Raw genomic sequence first — 17,234 nt, forward strand, 5'->3', positions numbered from 1 at the left:
AAAGGTTGTCCGAATTCCGGGCAACCTCTTTTTTTTGCATAATGATTGATAATAATTATCATTATTGGCAAGAATAAAGAAGGAAGACATACGAAGAGGGGAGATTGCAGCTCCCCTCCGCGAACGAACTTAAATTTTCGGTTCAAACGTCTTGCAGTCGGTCTCTTCGGAATTTCTCGCGTGATTGCCGCGGTGGCTGACCACATAAATCGAAGAAGCGCTGCACTTGTTGCCGTTAGCCCAATATTTGCACGAATTAACCTCGCACAATACGTCCTTTGCCATGCTCATCTCACCCCCTTCCTCCTAAGGGTCGGCTTAACGAGTATGGTTTTATACTCGTTCCGGCGTTTTTTCTTGTGCGCCCCGCAACTATACCGCACAAAACAAAAACAGCCTGATCCTTCATTTGTCCTCGGACAGCACCCGATTCCGGGCACGAAAAAACCGCCGTCGCATACGCGAACAGCGGTTTTCTTCGATTCTCCTTCTCCTGCTACCCTTGTTAAAGCTGTTTCTTATTTCTTGTTAGCTGCGTACCACTCGTTAGCCGCTTTCGTCATATCGTCGCCACCTTCTGCTTTCCATTGAGTGACGAATTTGTCGAAGTTGGCAACCGGCTCGGCACCAGTAATGTACTTGATAAGCGTATCTTCCATCAGCTTGTTCAGCTTTTGAGCGTTTTTGGCGATAGCATCGATCGGCGGTGCGAACGCCAGCGGATCGGTTACCATGCTGCCTTTGGCATTCTCTTGAAGCTTGGTGAAGGCGTTGGTCAGGATAGGGTCCTTACGAACGCGGGCTTGCCAGTAGATCGGATAGTTTTTCTCATCAACGCCAGTCAGGAAGGAGCTTGCATTGTTCCACTCGTCGTTGAATTTAGGCAGAATCGGAATATAGTTGCCGTTTTCCAATTTGTGGTGAACGCCTTCTTCACCGATAGCCGCACCTTTGAAAATGTCTTTCTCCAGCTTCAGATCCAGGTACTTCAGCACTTCTTCCTTGTTCTCCGCCCACTTCGGAATCGCTGCATAATAAGCAATGGAAGCGGAGCCTACTGCTGCGGCTTTACCGTTGTCGCCTTTAACCAGCGGCAAGATATCCATCTTGGCGTTCGGGAAGTTTTTGAGCAGCGCGTTTTGGATCGATGGCGCATTGTAGTATCCGTTCGGCATCATAGCCGCTTTACCGCTCGTGAAGTTCTCGATGACTTTGTTCGATTGGTTGATGGACCATTCGGTATCGATCAGCTTCTCGTCATAGAGCTTTTTCATAAACTCTACATAAGCCTTCATATTCGGATGCTCGGCCATATGCGTGACTTTGCCGTTTGCTTCGTTCCAGGTCGTCGTAATGCCGAACGTTGTAGCGATTTGCTCAACCATCGGAGCTTTTCCGCCAGTGAGCGGGATGACGTTCTTTTTCTCTCTGATCGTCTTCAAGAACGTATACAGCTCTTCACGGTTCGTCGGAGCTTTCAAGCCGAGCTCGTCAACCCAGTCCTGACGCACGAACAGACCGAGGTTGGCGATGACGCCGGAGCCTGTTTGCGGGATACCGAACGTTTTTCCGTTCAGCTTCGCACCATTCCAGGAAGCTTGGCTGATGACGCTTTTCAGGTTCGTTCCGTTTTTGGCAACCATCTCGTCGATCGGTTCCAATGCGCCGGAAGCGGCAAGCTTCGCATATTGAGTCGCATTCAGAATGAGGAACGAGTACGGCTCTTTGTTAGCCATAAGCAGGTTCAGCTTCTCGTCGGCGTTCTCAACCGGAAGCATTTCGTACGTTACCTTGTAACCGGTTTTTTCGTTCAAATATTTGGCAACCGGCTCAGCATTCGGATCGAAGCGGCCGTACTGGATCAGCGCTTTGAATTCCGGCTTCGGTTTGTTAGCATCAACTTTATTTCCTTCTGCCGGAGCCGGCGTGCTGCCCCCGGACGTTTTTGGATCTCCGCCGCCGCAAGCCGCCAGCGAGACCGCCAAAGTGGCGATGGATACAACGGACAATGTTTTTTTGAACATGGATGAACCTCCCTTTTAGCTGTGCAAATCCGTTATCGATTCATGCAATACCTCATGATAATGCCTTCAGAGCCCATTTCCGTTTTCCCCAACCACCCCCCTTCATATACAGAGCACCTGCTTGTTATCCCTTGACGGAGCCGACAAGAACGCCCTTCACGAAATACTTTTGCAGGAACGGGTATACGATTAGGATCGGCAGCGTAGCCAGTATGATCGAAGCGGCCTGGATCGCTTGAGGCGATGCGTTCATCGCGGCGTCGATATTAATATCTTGACCCGAACGAAGGAAGGTGTCGCTGGAAGACACGAACAGCTCTTTCAAGTACAGCTGCAGCGGCTTCAGATTCGCCGAGTTGATATAGATGAGTGACGCGAAGTAATCGTTCCAGAACGCTACCGCATAGAACAGTGCGATCGTAGCCAGAACCGGCATGGACAGTGGAAGCATAATCCGGAACAAAATCGTCAGGTTGCTCGCTCCGTCCAGCTTGGCCGATTCCTCCAGGCTGTCCGGCAGACTCTCAAAGTAGTTTTTGATAATAAGCATGTTATAAACGCTGACCATCGACGGAAGGAACAATACCCACAGCGTGTTGATCAAGTTCAGCTTCTGCATGAGCAGGTAGGTCGGAATGAGACCGCCGCTGAACAACATCGTGAAGATAAACATCAGGATGAACCATTTGCGCCCGCGGAGCCTCGGCTTAGACAGCGGATAAGCGACCAGCGTCGTCATAAACAGACCGAGCGCCGTACCGACAACCGTTACGGTTATCGACACTTTAAAAGCGTTCATGAACAAAGAATTTTGAACGACGTACTTATACGTTCCGATCTGGAAGTCGACCGGCCACAACGATACGATACCCGAGACGACAGCCGCCTCGCTGCTGAATGATTTCGCGATCAGATTAAGAAACGGAAAGATCGTCGTAATCGCAAGCAGTACAAAAAAGGTATGGTTGAATACGGAAAACACTTTCTCGCCAAATGATGATTTGATGCCGCCGCCGGACTTTTTGGGTGCCTTCGCGACGTTAGACGCTTCGCTAGTAGTCATAGCTGATCCCCCTTCATAATCCGTCACCAGATCCCACGCTGCAAATATTTTCGGCTGAGCGCGTTACCCGAGATAATCAGGACGAAGGCGATAACCGAATCGAACAAGCCTACAGCGGTGGAGAAGCTGTAATCCTGATCGCCTAACCCGATCCGGTACACGTAGGTGCCGATAACGTCAGAGACGTTGTAGACGCTCGGATTGTACATAACGAGAATTTGCTCGGTGCCGGCCTCCAGAATGTTTCCGAGGCGAAGAATAAACATGAGCAAAATAATAGGAATAAGTCCCGGAAGCGTAATGTGCAGCACTTGCTGCCATTTGCTCGCTCCGTCGATTTTCGCAGCCTCATACAGCTGCGGATCGATGCTGGTTAATGCCGCCAAGTATACGATCGTACTCCAGCCGACCTCTTTCCAACCGGCCGATGAGATCAGGACGGAACGGAATATATCGCTGTCGAGGAAGAAGCGGATCGGCTCTCCTCCAAGCGCGACGATCATCCGGTTGACGATACCGCCGTTCGTGGACAAAATGTCGATGAACAAGCCGCTGACGATTACCCAGGACAAGAAGTGGGGCAAGTAAATGATCGTCTGAATACTCCGCTTGAACACCATGTGTCTCAGCTCGTTCAGCAGGATGGCGACGATAATCGGAAGCGGGAACAGGAATACGATCTTATAGACGGAAATAATGAGCGTATTCTGAAACACCTGCCAAAAATTATCGTTGACTAGCAATTTCTCGAAGTGCTTCAATCCTACCCAAGGACTGGCTGCCATCCCTTCGAAAATGTTGAAATCCTTAAACGCGATCACGATCCCGTACATGGGCGTGTACTTGAATAGCAAAATGAATGCGAGTCCCGGAATAAGCGCTACGTATAAGTCCCAATCTTTGCGAATGTCGGTCCATAACGTCTTAGCATACGATTTCCGGGGTGAAGAAGCGGTTGCTCCATTCGTTGCAGGCTCCATCTTGTTGTCGTCCCCCTTCTTGATTCTGTCGAGAAACGGCGCCTGAGAGCTCTTTTTCGCCCGGCGAATCCGTTGTTGTTCCAAGTGTAGCAAACCGGGGGGCCGTTTGTACCGGACTACTTTTACGTCTTTTGGTACTTTCGTGACAACTCCCGGGATGCAAGCTCCAAGTTGCCTTAACCACGCGCCTCACACAAAAAGCACAATCTATGAAAGCGATTCCAAAAAGAGGAGCCGAATGTCGTAATTTGTCTGAAAATACTTCTCGGCAGGCGCGTCGTCTTCCCTTGTCCGGCGAACGTATGTGCGTTATAATCGCGGTACAGCATGGTTTGGAGAACGGATATCTTTATGCCCGAAGAAGAGAGGAAACCGCCGATGCCGCAGCCGATTGCCGTAAGAAGCGTACACGAGGAATTCGACGAGCAGGTGATGCTTGGATGCGTACACAAGCTGCTCGGCAGGTCCGATGCGGCGATCGAGTCTTGGACGTGCGCGACGATCGACTACCGGACTCCGAATTTCGTGAACGGCGGACTGTTTCGTCTGCATGGCACGGCCACGGTTGACCGAAGCTTCGTCCCGTGGTCCTTGATCGTCAAAATTACAAAGCCCGATGCCGACAGGGCAGCGGGGACGCATTACAACTATTGGAAACGCGAAGCGTTCGCCTATCGTTCGGACCTTCGGGGAATCTTGCCGGAAGGTATAGCCGTTCCGGACTGTTATGCCGTAGAGGAGAAACCGGACGGGCGGCTGTGGCTGTGGCTGGAGGAAATCCCGGGGAATACGGACAGTGTATGGTCCGATGACGAGTACGGATACGCCGCGTGGCAGATCGGACGATTCCATGCGGCGTATTTGAACGGGCTGCCTATTCCGGAAGAAGACTGGTTATGCCGGTCCTGGCTCCGCTCTTGGGTAGCCGAGTGCAGCAAATATACGGTCAACGTGCGGGAAGCGGACTGGCACCACGCCTCCGCGGACGAGCAGCGGATTCGGTCCGTTCTGGACCGGTACGAGGACTTGCTCCTCCATATGCCGCATCTGATCGATGGGGTGGAGCGGCTGCCTCGCGTGCTCGCCCACCAGGATTTATGGCGCAAAAATATGTATATCCGCCAGGAGCCGAACCGGGATATGCGTCTGGTGCTTATCGATTGGCAGTTTGCCAGCGTATCCGGCGTAGGTGAGGAACTGGGACGGTTTTACGGCTTGACGATGAGCAAGCGGTATATCCGGCCCGAGCGGTATGCAGCGTACGATCGACTGCTGTTCGGCCGCTATACGGACGGGCTGAGCGGCTCCGGATGGGGCGGGGACGTCCGTCTGGCGCGATACGGCTTCTGCACGGCGGTCGCCGCCCGCAGCATCTGGGAAGTGCCCAAGATGATCGAACTGCTGGCAGCCAGCCGCGGTTCGGAAGGCACTGAGCGGGAAGCGCAGGAGGAGAGAGCCCGGCTCTTGCTGTCGATTACGGAGGTCCACATGCAGCTGCTGGAGGAAGCCAAGCGGCTCCACAAGGAGTTTGGAGGCATGCCAAACTAGCCGCGGAACGCCCCCGGCTAGTAGTGCCATCTATAGCTGTACGTCGGGCGGCGCTCCCTCCATCCCCTATGCCCGGAGACAGACAGGCAAGGGCTGGGGCTGGGATCGGGAAGCGCTGCTTAGGGCCGTACTTCCCCCGGCGTTACGCCCCAGTACTTGCGGAATACGCGGGTAAAGTAGCTGCCGTCGTGATAGCCGACGAGACTGGCCGCTTCGCTGATTTTGGCCCCGTCGAGAAGCGCCGCCTTGGCGCGCTCCATCTTGCGCTCGATCACATAAGCGGAGAACGATTTGCCCGTCTCCTGCTTGAACAGACGGCTCAAGTACGAGGAATTGACGAACAGCCGGTCCGCCACCTGATGGAGCGATATTTCCTGATCCATCTCCTCCTCGACGATGCTGAGCAGCTGCTTCACGATCTGATGGCTGACCGACATTCGCTGCTTCTGCACATATACGGCCGCGCGGCGCACGATCCGCAGCAGCATCGCATGGATTTGCTCCTTATGGCCCAACGCCTGCGGATTAAAGAAGTGGACATAGTCGTCCCCGGCAAAATCTTTGAACGGCCATCCCTGCTTCTGCATAATCCGGATCAGCAGCGCGCCGAAAAACATCACGTTCTCCTGCACGTCGTCCATCGATTCGGCCGTTACGATGCCGCTCACCGACCAGAGCCTGTCGAGCGTATCTGCCGCCTTCTCCTCGTCGCCCGTCTGAAGGGCGATCTCCAGCGCCTTCTCCAGATTCGGGTCCGACGGAAGCACCGGCTTGTCCCCCGACTCCTCGCGGAACGGGATGGCGATATTGCCTCCGTAGATGATCCGGTTCTGCAGCGCCCGCATCGACTGCCGGTACAGCTCCGGCACCTCGTCCCGCCCCCCGGTCGTCCGGCAGATTCCCGCGCTTGCGGTCAGCTTCAGACACTCTTTTACGGTAGACAGCAGCCGGGTAATGTCGGTATTGACCTGCAGCATCACGACGCCGTCGTCTTTGTCCGCCGGCGCCTTCCATATAAGCGCCGTAGCCCCTCCCGGGTCGGAGCATACCCAATACTCGGGCAGCAGTTCCTTGGCAATCCCGCTTAAAGCAAACTGCAGAACCGGCATATCCTGCTGCGTAAACCGGGTTTCCTCCTCCGACACGGGGTCCATATCCAGCGCGGCGACGACGTACCTGGCATCATGCTCCAGCTCCAGCTGCACATCCTGGCTGCGCCTCGTAATTTCCCACTCCACAAATTTGCCGTTCAGCCAGTTCACGAAAAAATTATTCTGCAGATGCGGCAAGTTATGACGCCACTTCTCCTGCAGCGCGTCCTGGCTATGCTTCAGCTCCAGCTCCCTGCGCAACTGCTGGGCGGCCCCGAGCACCGCATCGAGGATTTCCGAATCGCCTGCCGGCTTCAGCAAATATTTGGACACCCCGAACTCCAGCGCCTTCTGGGCATAGGTAAAATTGTCGTGTCCGCTCAAGATGATCGTCTTGGTCATCAGCCCCTGCTCCGCTACTTTGCGCGCCACCGTCAGCCCGTCCACGCCGGGAATCTGAATGTCGAGCAGCATCAGGTCCGGTTTTTTCCTCTCGATCAGTTCAAGGGCATCCGTTCCGTTATGAGCCATCCCGACGATCTCGATCCCGTGCTGCTCCCAAGGAATGTTGTTAGCCAAACTGTTGCATAATCGAATCTCGTCTTCCACGATCAGCAAATTCATCCCGATATTCGCTCCTTTCGCTTAATCTGGTTCTGTCTGTTCGGGAGAAAGCTGGAACGTCTCCTTGCATCGGTCAAGCGGCAGACGAACCGTCACCGCCGTCCCCTCCCCTTGCCGGCTCTCCACTTCCATCGCCGCCTGTTTGCCGTATACCATGCGGATTCGGGAAGCCACGTTGCGGAGCCCGTACAAATCTTTGTTCGATTCCCACGGCGGCAGCGACAATCCGGACTTGTCCGGTCCGAAGATGTGCTCCAGTTCCCCGCGGATATAATCGAGCCTCTCCGGCATCATCCCTACCCCGTTGTCCGCAACGATCATATATAGGAAGCCACCCTCCGTATACGTTCGTACCGTCAGCTGTCCTCCGCGCTCCCGCTGTTCCAGACCGTGAAGAATCGCATTTTCCACAAGCGGCTGCAGCAGCAGTTTCATCACCGGAACCGGCTTGCTCGCTTCGTCGACGTCGTAGGCGACCGAGAACTTGTCCAAGAAACGCAGCTGCTGAACCCGGACGTAGTAGTGCAGATGAGAAATCGTCTCCTCCACCGTAAACGTGTCCGTTCCTTTGCTCAGGCTGAGCCGGAAAAACCGCGACAAGTTCAGCACCATCTCGCTGATTTCGTCCGCCTCATAGTTTTTGGCCGCCCAATAGATCGAATCCAGTGTATTGTACAAAAAGTGCGGATTGATCTGGGTCTGCAAAAATTTCAGTTCGGTGAGCGCCAGGCGCAATTGCTGTTCATAGCCGTGCTGGATCAGATGTTTCTGGTCGTAGATCATCTGGTTAAACGCCTGGGTCAAATAACCGAGCTCGTCCTGCCGGTGATTGTCCAGCTTGACGTTGAAGTTGCCGCTGCCGGCCCGCTTCATGCCCTGCATCAGCTTCTGAATCGGAGAAGCGATGCTGCTGTATACCGCCCAGGAGATCCAGAGCGCGAGCAGGACACTGATCGCGATAATGATATACGTATACGCCTGAATCTGCTTCGTCTTGGCGAACACTTCGCTTTGCGGCTGCATGAGCAGCAGTGACCATTTGTAATATTTGGAGCCGATCTCGACTTGAAACGTATCCTTGTCGGCCATCCGCTTCTCCAAGCTCGCCTCGGTAATGTCGCCCGTCCCCGTAATCGGCTTGCGCTCGTCCGTCAGCAGAACGATTTGCGCATTCTCGGACGGGAGCAGCGAGCGGATCAGGTCGAGCAGCTTCGTCTGGTTCAGCGTCACGACGAGCAGATTCGGCTGCCGGCCCGGATTGTTCAGATCCATCGCGCGCACCAGCGAGATTCCGTCCGCTCCGATAATTTGGCCGAACGTCTTGCCGTCGGGCGTCGGCTCGTCGGGCAGCGTATACATGATGCCGCTTCCCCCGAATCGGGCCAGAAGCTGAAGCCAGGACTGCTGAGTCCGGTTGGAAATATGACGGCTGCCGGTCGTCGTCGACACGGCTACGTTGGACAAGGAATGGTACACCGATATTTGCGAGATCATATGGTTAATCGACGTAATATTGGACAGCTGCTTCAGCACCTCGGTGAAGTTGGCGACGTCCTGCGGCGACAGATCCGCCCCGGACTGATCGAGCAGCCGGAGCATATTCGTATCGGTTGCGATTAAGGTCGAAATCTCCTCGACGTTCTGCAGCGTTACGTCGATATAGTCCATCGAGGACGTAAGCGCCGCTCTCGTACGCTCGGTCGTCTGGTCGAGCAGCATCTGCCTCGACTGAAAGTTCGAGAACAAGCTGACTGCTACAAGCGGAAGCAAAATAAACAAAAAATATACGGTCAGCCTCATCTGAATATTTTGATGATACAGCCGGTTAAACCAACGGAGCGGATATATGCGGAAAACCTCCGTTTCTGATAGGATGAAAGGCGTGTCCGGACGTTACGGATGAGAAACCGACGCCCGGTACCATTCATTGACCTCGCGCGTAATTTCGTCTCCGCCCTCCAGCCTCCACCGGCTAACGTATTGATCGAAATCGTCCAGAGGAGCTACGCCCAATACGATTTTTATAAACTGCTCCTGCATCGAAGACAGCTTTACCATATATTTGCCCATGGCCGGAGTCGGAAGGCCGGTGAACCGGTTAGGGATCAGGTTGTTTTCGACTCTTTTCTGGTTTTCGTATAACTGGAAATGCTCCCCAAGCGAATCGAGACGCTGCTTATCCAGCTCAGGCTCGATAACTTCAACAAGCGCGGAATAGATGCCCCGGTACTTGTGCTTGTCGTGCTCCGGGAAGTTGGTCACCATCTTGCCGTCCTTCATTGACCAGATCTCGTTCTCGAAACCGAGCTTCAGGTTCCTGTGGCCTTCACCTGCGATGAAATTAAGCAGCCGGATGACGTCCGCCCCGTTCGGGCTGCCGGCGGGCACGATGCTGTATCCCCGAACGAGCGATGTGGAGTAGGTCCCCTTCTCGCCTCGCGGCCCTGTCGGATAATCGAGCGGAATCCATTCCGCTTTCGGATCGCGCTGCTTGTTCTGATCGATCGGCCCCCGGGTATCGTACCAGGCGGCGGAGAAAATCCCGACTTTGCCGGACGCCACTTTTTCTTCGAGCGTTTTCGTCCGGTTCAGCGGAAATTCCGGATCGATCAGCCTCTCCGCATACAATCGGCGCAAAAAAGCCAGCGCTTCCTTCGTCTCAGGCAGCGTATTGGAATAGACCAGCTTCCCGTCCCGCTCCAGCCAGCTATCGAGCTGCGTGCCGAACGCCCCAAAGAACGGAGCGCTTCTCCCGAGCTTCTCCGTCAGCAGCAATCCGATCGTGTCGTGAACCCCGTTGCCGTCCGGATCGCCGAAGGTGAACGCACGGATTACTTCATAATATTCGTCCAGCGTTCGCGGCGGCTTCAGCCCGAGCCGGTCGAGCCAATCTTTGCGAGCGTACATCAGCTCGACGCCCTTCACCTCATTCATGCTCGGCACCGCGTAGATCATCCCGTTAAACGTCACCTGGTCCCAAGCTTCCTTCGGAATTTTTCTCTTCAGATCGGGGCCGTACTGGTCGATCAGCTCGTCGAGCGGCTGCAGCTTGTGCTCCTGCACTTTGTTGGACAGCCATACATCGTCGACCGCATATAGCATATCCGGCAAAGCAGTGGACGATAAGACGATGTTTAATTTCTCATGATAGCTTTCGTTCGGCGGCAAAATCACGTTGATGTTGAGCTTCGTATTCCGCTCGATATAGTCCAGATACGGATTATGGTTTTCATCCATCCCCGGAGGAAAAGATGTTCCAAGAGAAGTGACTACGATGGAGATTTCCTTCTTTTGGCTTTTTTCGATCCCCGTCTTTTCGCCTGCGGACGACAATACCGCCCATACGGACAACCCCGCCGCTATCGCAGCCGTTCCTGCCGCCGCAAGAAGCACTCTTTGTCTCTTTGTCGTGTTTCCCATTCGCGTCTTCCTTTCCGACCGCTTGCTAGCGGATGCGAACTTACGCGATACCCCCTGAAAACGGAACCGCTTTCAGCTTCCTTTCAAGAAATATTTTATCATTCCGGGGGGGAAAAAGAAACTCGTGGACCGCGAAGCGGCGCGTTTCTTGGCGAAATGAGCCGCCTTTTCCGGCTATATCCAATCTTTCCCTTGCCTTTTGGCAAACGATGCAAGTATGGTTAATACCAAAAGGCCAAATGGAGGCTCCTCATGACCGATAATCTTTCCTTGGTCCGCGCCGATCAAGGCCAAATCGAGTATGTCAGACAAAAACTGATTGAGTATAACGCCCGCCATGTCGCCGATGAACTGAAATCCGTTTACGAGCCGATCCATCTGATCCTCAAAAACGAACAAGGGGACATCGTCGCAGGACTGCTTAGCTGCCTATGCTGGAATTGGGTGGAAGTCGACATCTTGTGGGTAGACGAGCCGTATCGCCATCAAGGATACGGCACCCGGCTGCTGCAAGCGATCGAGGACACGGCCCGCTCCAAAGGCGCCGACTTCCTGAAGCTGAATACATTCGGCTTCCAGGCTCCCGAATTTTACAAAAAGCACGGCTTCCAGCTTCTGTTCGAGATCGACAACGCGCCGCGAGGCAGCCGGCATTACTACTTCATGAAGCCGCTGCGGCCGGTAGAGTGAGGCGGCCGATCCTGCTATAATGAAGACAAACTGGCGGATACAAGGAAGAAATCGAGGTGAACGTGATGTCCAAGAAAAAAAGACCAGCTCCCGCTCCATCCCCTACCGCAGGCGACCAGCCGGCGACCCTAAAAGATTTACTGAATCCCGACGTCGTCCAGAAGCTCAAGGCCGCAGGCGATGAACTGAAAGCCACGGAAGAGAAACGCAGGGAAGATCTGCGCAAGCAAGCGGAGCATGCGCGCAAAGCGGAGCAGAAACGGCTCGAGAACGACTTTGGTCACCTGCTCGAGCAAAGCGGGATGGACTGGCGGAAGTATAAATAACCGGACGATTGGTCCGGGTTGATGTGGAAAAGCCGACGCTGATTGTGAGCGTCGGCTTTTGGTTGTGCTCTTATTTCGTCTCGGAGCCCGATTTGCACTTATTTCGGCGCGCAAAAGCTAAATGCGCCTATGCCCGGTCATAATCCGCGAGCACCAGGAGCTGCCATGCTCCGCCTACTCGGCGGGCTTCGCCTTGACCCATTCCGTTTCTCCCGAAGCCAGGTTGTACCAGACCGTACCGTCGGCGGCCGTCCAAGTCTCATAAGCGCGTACCTTCTGCCCGCTATAATGCCCTTTGGCATGGAGCCGTTCACCGCCGATCGGGAAGTAGTAGCTTTCCGTATCCGCATCGACCTCTACTTCTTCCTCCGTAGGCACGATCTGCTGCGGATCGTCCAGCAGCACTCTCAGACTGATCCATTTTGGGCCGTCGTCCGATTGGAGCCGCACCCATTCTCCGGTCGCTTCCACGGCCTGGTAAGTGCCGGGAGCCAGCAGACGGTCCTCCCCGGTAGCATACGAGTAAGGTTTGTCGGAGTAGTACACTTCCGTTCCGATCTCGAGCGCCTTATCCATCGTCCGGTAATACTTAAGCGCCTCGTGTTTGGGCGTGATCCAGCGTGTGCCGCCCTTCCATTCGATCTGATACCAGTACGGCGACCACGGTCCTTTGCCTTCCCATCCGAAGGCGACCACTTGGACGACTCCGGCGGCAACCTTTTCGCCTTTACCTTCCGTTTCGTACGGAACCGGATAGGCGGTCTCGTCACCGGTCAGCTTCATCGCATACGACTTCTTCCATACCGGCACATGTTCCAAAATCGCCGGGTCCTTGATCCATTTATCTCCGAGCCACGTCTTCACCCGGTACCACATGCCGCTGCCCGCACTGAACTGACGGGCGGTATCGGCATATTTGGGACTGTATGCGACGGTTCCCGTCACGTGAAGCTGCTGCGGCCCGATGGATGCTCCGGTTTCCCTGGCCGGGTCCGGCCCGTCATACAGCGCCACAGTGTTCAGTAAAGTCACTTCCTTCCGTTCTTCTGCATATCCCCCATACAACACCGAGGCGTCGTCCCGAATCCATTTCGCGCCAAGCCACGTCTTCACCCGAATCCAGTTGCCGAGCTGAGCCGGATCTTCGCGGCCGGTCCAATCCACCTCCAGAGACTGAAAAGCCGCAAGCGCCCCAACCGGCGTCCCGCCTTCTTCCGGACGATCGAACAGTTCCGTCTGTTCCGAGATCGTAACCGACGTCGAAAGAGTCGATCCGGCCTCCGCCTTCTCACACGCCCAGGCCGGAGCCAGCAGAATAGCCGCAGAAACAAGGATAGCGAGCCTGCGTTTTCTTGTCATACCGCCTGTCCCTCCCAACATTCTTGGATATATCCGTTTAGACGAGTGCGCGGTTCATTAGTTGCGGTGCCCTCTTGCCGCGTTCGCCTTAGACGATGATTTTGCTCACGAAATAATCGACGTGCTCGCGCATCCCCGTCTCGATATCCCACGTGCTGCTTCCGTCCACCCTCAGCAAAACATAAACGCCGATCATCGCAAACAACGGGTATTGATACTCCGCCGCCAAAATACGCGCGTCTGCCGGCTGGATGCGACCTAGAGCGATCCAAATTGCAAATACCTTCTCCAGCGACTTCAACATGTTCCCGACTATGTCGTTTAAATAAATATCCCGAACCACCCGGTCCCGGTATTGTTCGAGATACATCATGCGCCACACTTTGGCCATGACCGGGTCGTCGATATGTTTCATCAAGCCCGCCAAGCTTTGCTTCAGGAAAAGCTCCGGACTAACGGACTGCAGCATACCGCCAAGATGGTCCTCCTGCGGCAAAATCCGGGAGATGGAACGCCGGAAATTAAAGAAAATCGTGGAGAGCAGTTCCTCCTTGCTGCGGAAATGGTTGTACAGCGAGCTCTCCTTAATGCCCACTTCCTTCGTAATATCGCGGATCGATACGCCGGTGAACCCTTTGCGGGAAAAAAGCTCGATGGAGATATCCATAATTTTGATCTTATTCGGACTTTCAATCGGTTTCCCGTCCATATCCTGGTAGAAGATCGAATCGGTTGTCATCGCCACTAGGCTGCACTCCTTTGCAAGTCGATTTAGAAGTGTTCATACGCTGCGGAGGACACAAACAGTCAGGACGGGCACGCACTCGCGCGTTATGCAACGACCTGTATTATTTATAATGCTAACTAACGCCCGTTACCCTGTCAACTTTTCCCTTGCTTTGTATTCCGGCTTTCTGCCTTTGTGGTACAATCAAGTTTATTAAAAATCATTCGGGGAGTGACGCCGCATGAGTCTGGTTATAGACGTACGCAACATCACGTGGAACCGCGATAATAAAACCGTACTGAACCATATCGATTGGCAGGTAGCGAACGGCGAGAATTGGGCAATTCTGGGGTTAAACGGCTCGGGCAAAACAACGCTGCTTAATATGATAACCGGTTATATTTGGCCAACGGAGGGTCAAGTCTCAGTGCTGGGACATCTGTACGGAACTGTAGACTTGCGCGAGCTGCGCAAATCGATCGGCTGGGTCAGCTCCTCGCTCCAGGAGAAGCTGCACATGAACGACCGGACCCAGCATGTCGTGCTGAGCGGAAAGTACGCAACCATCGGTCTGTATGACAAACCGTCGGAAGAAGATGCCGGGCGGGCCGAACAGCTGATGAAGCAGCTCGGCGTCTGGCATCTGTACGACCGGCACTATCACTCCTGCTCGCAAGGCGAGAAGCAGAAGCTGCTCATCGCCAGAGCGCTGATGGCCTCTCCGCGCCTGCTTATTCTGGACGAGCCGTGCAACGGCCTCGACGTGTTCTCGCGGGAACAGCTGCTGTCGAGCATACAGGAGCTCGTCTCCAGTCCCGACGCGCCGACGCTCATTTACGTCACGCATCATATCGAGGAAATCGTACCGGCGTTCACGAAGGCGCTGCTGATCCGCTCGGGCGAGGTTTATCAGGCCGGTCCTACGCGAGATGTACTGACCTCGGATTATTTGACCGACTTTTTCCAGGCTCCGGTAGAGGTGGAGTGGCGGTACGACCGCGCTTGGCTCAAAGTGATTTCTTGATATAAAGCGTCTGCTCTACAATAGTTCGTCCTATTAATAGGTAACCCGACTAAGCTTCCCGCGCCAGCTCCAGCGTTCTTCCTCCGCCGATTGGCGGGGCGGGACGCTTTTTGGCATTCCCCTGTCCTTCGCTTTCGCCGTCTGGCATACGGTCTGATCGCCGCCGCTCGCTGCCTTGCTGCTCCGCTGTCCGTTCCGTCAGCCGCTTCTTTTCAGCGGCGAACCTAAATGCGATATTGCGGCGGGGGATTTTCTCCGGAGCTTGCGTAGTACTCTATAAAGGTCATCATTTCATCTCACAAAGGGGAGCTTCGAGCGCTTATGGAACCTAGAAACGACGACCGGCTGGCCGAGCGGCTCAAGCGGAAGGATACCGAAGCGCTGGCACAGCTCATCGAGTCGTATGCCGACAGCCTGTACCGGCTGGCCGAACGGATTCTGGCTCCCGATCCTAGGAAGGAAGACGTCGAGGAATGCATAAGCGACGTATTCCTGACCGCATGGGACAAAATCGGGCAATTCGATCCGGCAAAAGGAACGCTGCAAGTATGGCTGTTCATGCTGACCAAATACAAGTCGCTGGACTATCGCCGGAAGCTCGCCTCATGGCGGGACCGGGCAGAAGCGGAATCAGGAGCGAAGGAGCCGGCCGATCGCGGACAAGGGACGGAGGAACGGGTGCTGGCTAAGGAAACATGGGAAGAGGTGATGCGGATCGCCGATTCTCTCGAACCGCTGAACCGAACTCTTTTTGTCAAACGGTATTTGTACTACGAACCGGTCGACACGATTGCGGGAAGCACGGGATTAACGCCCAAAGCGGTGGAGCGCAGACTGGCGAGGATTCGCAGCCTGTTCCGGCAGCGGATGCCGGACCGGATGGAGGAGGAGAGCTTATGAACGCTAACGAGGAAAAAATGTTGTTCCGTCTGGCCGATTCCATCGAGCCGGAAGCCGCAGCGGACCGCTTCGGCGACGTGGAGCCCTCCCGGGAGGAAGCCCGTCTGGATGCCCAAACGCTCAGCCGCATCCGCTCCAGAACGTTCGCCAAGCTCGGCCTGGCAGCGAACCCGGCCCTCTCTCCCGGCAACGACACGGCAGCCGTCCCCGATACGCCCGCAGCAGCAGAAGCCCTGTTGTCCGCGGAAGCGGTACAGCGCCGATCGCCCCTCCGCAGACGTCTGCTGGCCGCCGCCGTAGCGGGATTATGCCTTATAGCAGGCGCGCTGGCCTTGTATTCGTCGCCGGATGTCCGCGCACAGGTCCGCAAGATGCTGCAATTCATACCCGGCTACGGAACCGTCCAATCCAGCGAGGATCATGAGATCCTCTACATTTTGCCCGCACCGGTTACGCATCTCGACGGAACGGACCGGATCGATATTCGCGGAGTCTCGATCGGCAGCACTCATTCTTCCGCAGCTTTAACGGGGACAGCTGCCCCTGTCAAGACGATGGAACTGATTAACGCAGACGGCAACCGGTACGAGTTCAAAGCCAGCATGATCGCCAGCGCCGGAGATTGGACCGGGGGCTTCTATTACACAGGGCCTATTAAGGTGACAGAGGAGATGTCCGTATCGTTTGACGGCACGCCTTCCGATATGAAGATCCGCCTAACCCCTCCGGAAAAGGTGGACCGCGTCGAGGATCTGGGCGTAACCGACGTTCGAAGCGGGATTACTTTGACGGCGGTGGCGACCGCTCAACAGAACGGGCAGATGAGAGTCACACTCGTGCCGCAGCTTCCGCCCGCGAGCCGAATCGAATCGTTCGGCCTCGGTTCTTATGAGAATATAGCGGCGCCGACGCTTACCGGGCCGTCAGGAGAGCCGATCCCTTATATTCGGGATGAGAACTTCCCGAATCCGAATGAATTGATGTTCGCACACAACGAGCGGGAGCTCTCCGGCTACAAGCTGCATATTCCGGAGCTTGCGCTTGTCCGGCGTGCGGAGCAGCCGGTAAAGATGACGATCCCGCTCCCGCAGTCGGGCGTTCTGGAGCTGAACCGGCAGTGGAACCTGCTAGGTTTCCCGGTCAAGGTAAAACGCGTGGAGCGGCTCGCTTACGATTCCTACGTACCGGGATCGATCCGGATCGAATTCGACCTCCAGCACGACGATACGGAGATGGAATCGCTGCTCCATTTCTTTCCTGACTTTTCGGTAAAAGGCCAAAGCGGAGGAGCCTCCTCCCGGCTGAACGAAGTCACTCGAGCCATGGAGGATATGACGCTGGAGGCGGAGCCGGACCAGCAGGAGCTTACGATCTACGTGACGGAAATCCGCACGGTCGTGCGCGGTCCGTGGGAGTTCGAACTGAAAACGCCCGGGAATTGAGTTGCCTCCGCTGCGG

The 17,234-nt window shown here is 55.1% G+C and carries 15 protein-coding genes; 6 read left to right on the forward strand and 9 right to left on the reverse strand.

Annotation, left to right across the window (positions count from 1 at the left end; genetic code table 11):
• Window positions 1-129: 129 nt before the first annotated feature.
• From AC3Y2E_RS20780 to AC3Y2E_RS20795, 4 genes are all read right to left on the reverse strand, one after another.
• Window positions 130-285, reverse strand: a complete 156-nt coding sequence (locus AC3Y2E_RS20780; protein WP_110843519.1) for a DUF1540 domain-containing protein — start codon at window positions 283-285, stop codon at window positions 130-132.
• 233 nt (window positions 286-518) lie between these two features.
• Window positions 519-2,024, reverse strand: a complete 1,506-nt coding sequence (locus AC3Y2E_RS20785) for a type 2 periplasmic-binding domain-containing protein (RefSeq protein WP_379213721.1) — start codon at window positions 2,022-2,024, stop codon at window positions 519-521.
• A gap of 124 nt (window positions 2,025-2,148) precedes the next feature.
• Complete coding sequence (locus tag AC3Y2E_RS20790) at window positions 2,149-3,087, reverse strand: carbohydrate ABC transporter permease (RefSeq protein ID WP_379213723.1); 939 nt, start codon at window positions 3,085-3,087, stop codon at window positions 2,149-2,151.
• 23 nt (window positions 3,088-3,110) lie between these two features.
• A complete protein-coding gene (locus AC3Y2E_RS20795; protein ID WP_379213725.1) occupies window positions 3,111-4,067 on the reverse strand; it encodes an ABC transporter permease in 957 nt (318 codons plus the stop codon).
• Window positions 4,068-4,445: 378 nt separating this feature from the next.
• On the opposite strand from AC3Y2E_RS20795, the gene AC3Y2E_RS20800 reads away from it, so the two are divergent.
• Window positions 4,446-5,615 carry an oxidoreductase family protein gene (locus tag AC3Y2E_RS20800; RefSeq protein WP_379213727.1) on the forward strand — a complete coding sequence of 390 codons (1,170 nt, stop codon included), beginning with the start codon at window positions 4,446-4,448 and terminating at the stop codon, window positions 5,613-5,615.
• Between the two features lie 119 nt (window positions 5,616-5,734).
• Here AC3Y2E_RS20800 and AC3Y2E_RS20805 read toward each other — a convergent pair whose 3' ends face one another.
• The 3 genes from AC3Y2E_RS20805 to AC3Y2E_RS20815 form a co-directional block, all read right to left on the reverse strand.
• Entirely contained in the window at window positions 5,735-7,330 is a 1,596-nt protein-coding gene (locus AC3Y2E_RS20805) for a response regulator transcription factor (RefSeq protein WP_379213729.1), read from the reverse strand.
• Between the two features lie 21 nt (window positions 7,331-7,351).
• Complete coding sequence (locus AC3Y2E_RS20810; RefSeq protein WP_379213731.1) at window positions 7,352-9,130, reverse strand: cache domain-containing sensor histidine kinase; 1,779 nt, start codon at window positions 9,128-9,130, stop codon at window positions 7,352-7,354.
• A 93-nt stretch (window positions 9,131-9,223) separates the two neighbouring features.
• Entirely contained in the window at window positions 9,224-10,750 is a 1,527-nt protein-coding gene (locus AC3Y2E_RS20815) for an extracellular solute-binding protein (protein WP_379213733.1), read from the reverse strand.
• 252 nt (window positions 10,751-11,002) lie between these two features.
• On the opposite strand from AC3Y2E_RS20815, the gene AC3Y2E_RS20820 reads away from it, so the two are divergent.
• Together AC3Y2E_RS20820 and AC3Y2E_RS20825 are read left to right on the forward strand one after the other, a co-directional pair.
• Window positions 11,003-11,440, forward strand: a complete 438-nt coding sequence (locus tag AC3Y2E_RS20820; RefSeq protein WP_190932036.1) for a GNAT family N-acetyltransferase — start codon at window positions 11,003-11,005, stop codon at window positions 11,438-11,440.
• A gap of 65 nt (window positions 11,441-11,505) precedes the next feature.
• On the forward strand, window positions 11,506-11,766 hold the full coding sequence (locus AC3Y2E_RS20825) for a YqkE family protein (protein ID WP_379213866.1): 261 nt from the start codon (window positions 11,506-11,508) through the stop codon (window positions 11,764-11,766).
• A gap of 174 nt (window positions 11,767-11,940) precedes the next feature.
• Here the strand turns inward: AC3Y2E_RS20825 and AC3Y2E_RS20830 are convergent, their stop codons facing one another.
• Both AC3Y2E_RS20830 and AC3Y2E_RS20835 read right to left on the reverse strand, forming a co-directional pair.
• Window positions 11,941-13,125 (reverse strand): hypothetical protein, encoded by a 1,185-nt coding sequence (locus AC3Y2E_RS20830; protein ID WP_379213736.1) that lies wholly within the window; start codon window positions 13,123-13,125, stop codon window positions 11,941-11,943.
• Between the two features lie 88 nt (window positions 13,126-13,213).
• Window positions 13,214-13,864 carry a TetR/AcrR family transcriptional regulator gene (locus AC3Y2E_RS20835; protein ID WP_379213868.1) on the reverse strand — a complete coding sequence of 217 codons (651 nt, stop codon included), beginning with the start codon at window positions 13,862-13,864 and terminating at the stop codon, window positions 13,214-13,216.
• Between the two features lie 229 nt (window positions 13,865-14,093).
• Here AC3Y2E_RS20835 and AC3Y2E_RS20840 point away from each other — a divergent pair, with 229 nt between their 5' ends.
• The 3 genes from AC3Y2E_RS20840 to AC3Y2E_RS20850 all read left to right on the forward strand — a co-directional run bounded on the left by AC3Y2E_RS20840 (window position 14,094) and on the right by AC3Y2E_RS20850 (window position 17,218).
• On the forward strand, window positions 14,094-14,876 hold the full coding sequence (locus tag AC3Y2E_RS20840) for an ABC transporter ATP-binding protein (RefSeq protein ID WP_379213738.1): 783 nt from the start codon (window positions 14,094-14,096) through the stop codon (window positions 14,874-14,876).
• Between the two features lie 321 nt (window positions 14,877-15,197).
• The gene (locus AC3Y2E_RS20845; protein ID WP_379213740.1) at window positions 15,198-15,776 is read left to right on the forward strand and encodes a sigma-70 family RNA polymerase sigma factor; all 579 of its coding nucleotides are present in this window, start codon (window positions 15,198-15,200) and stop codon (window positions 15,774-15,776) included.
• The gene (locus tag AC3Y2E_RS20850) at window positions 15,773-17,218 is read left to right on the forward strand and encodes a hypothetical protein (RefSeq protein ID WP_379213742.1); all 1,446 of its coding nucleotides are present in this window, start codon (window positions 15,773-15,775) and stop codon (window positions 17,216-17,218) included. Before AC3Y2E_RS20845 ends, AC3Y2E_RS20850 begins: the two co-directional genes overlap by 4 nt.
• The last annotated feature ends 16 nt before the right edge of the window (window positions 17,219-17,234 follow it).

This window comes from Paenibacillus sp. MAH-35 (assembly GCF_058135425.1).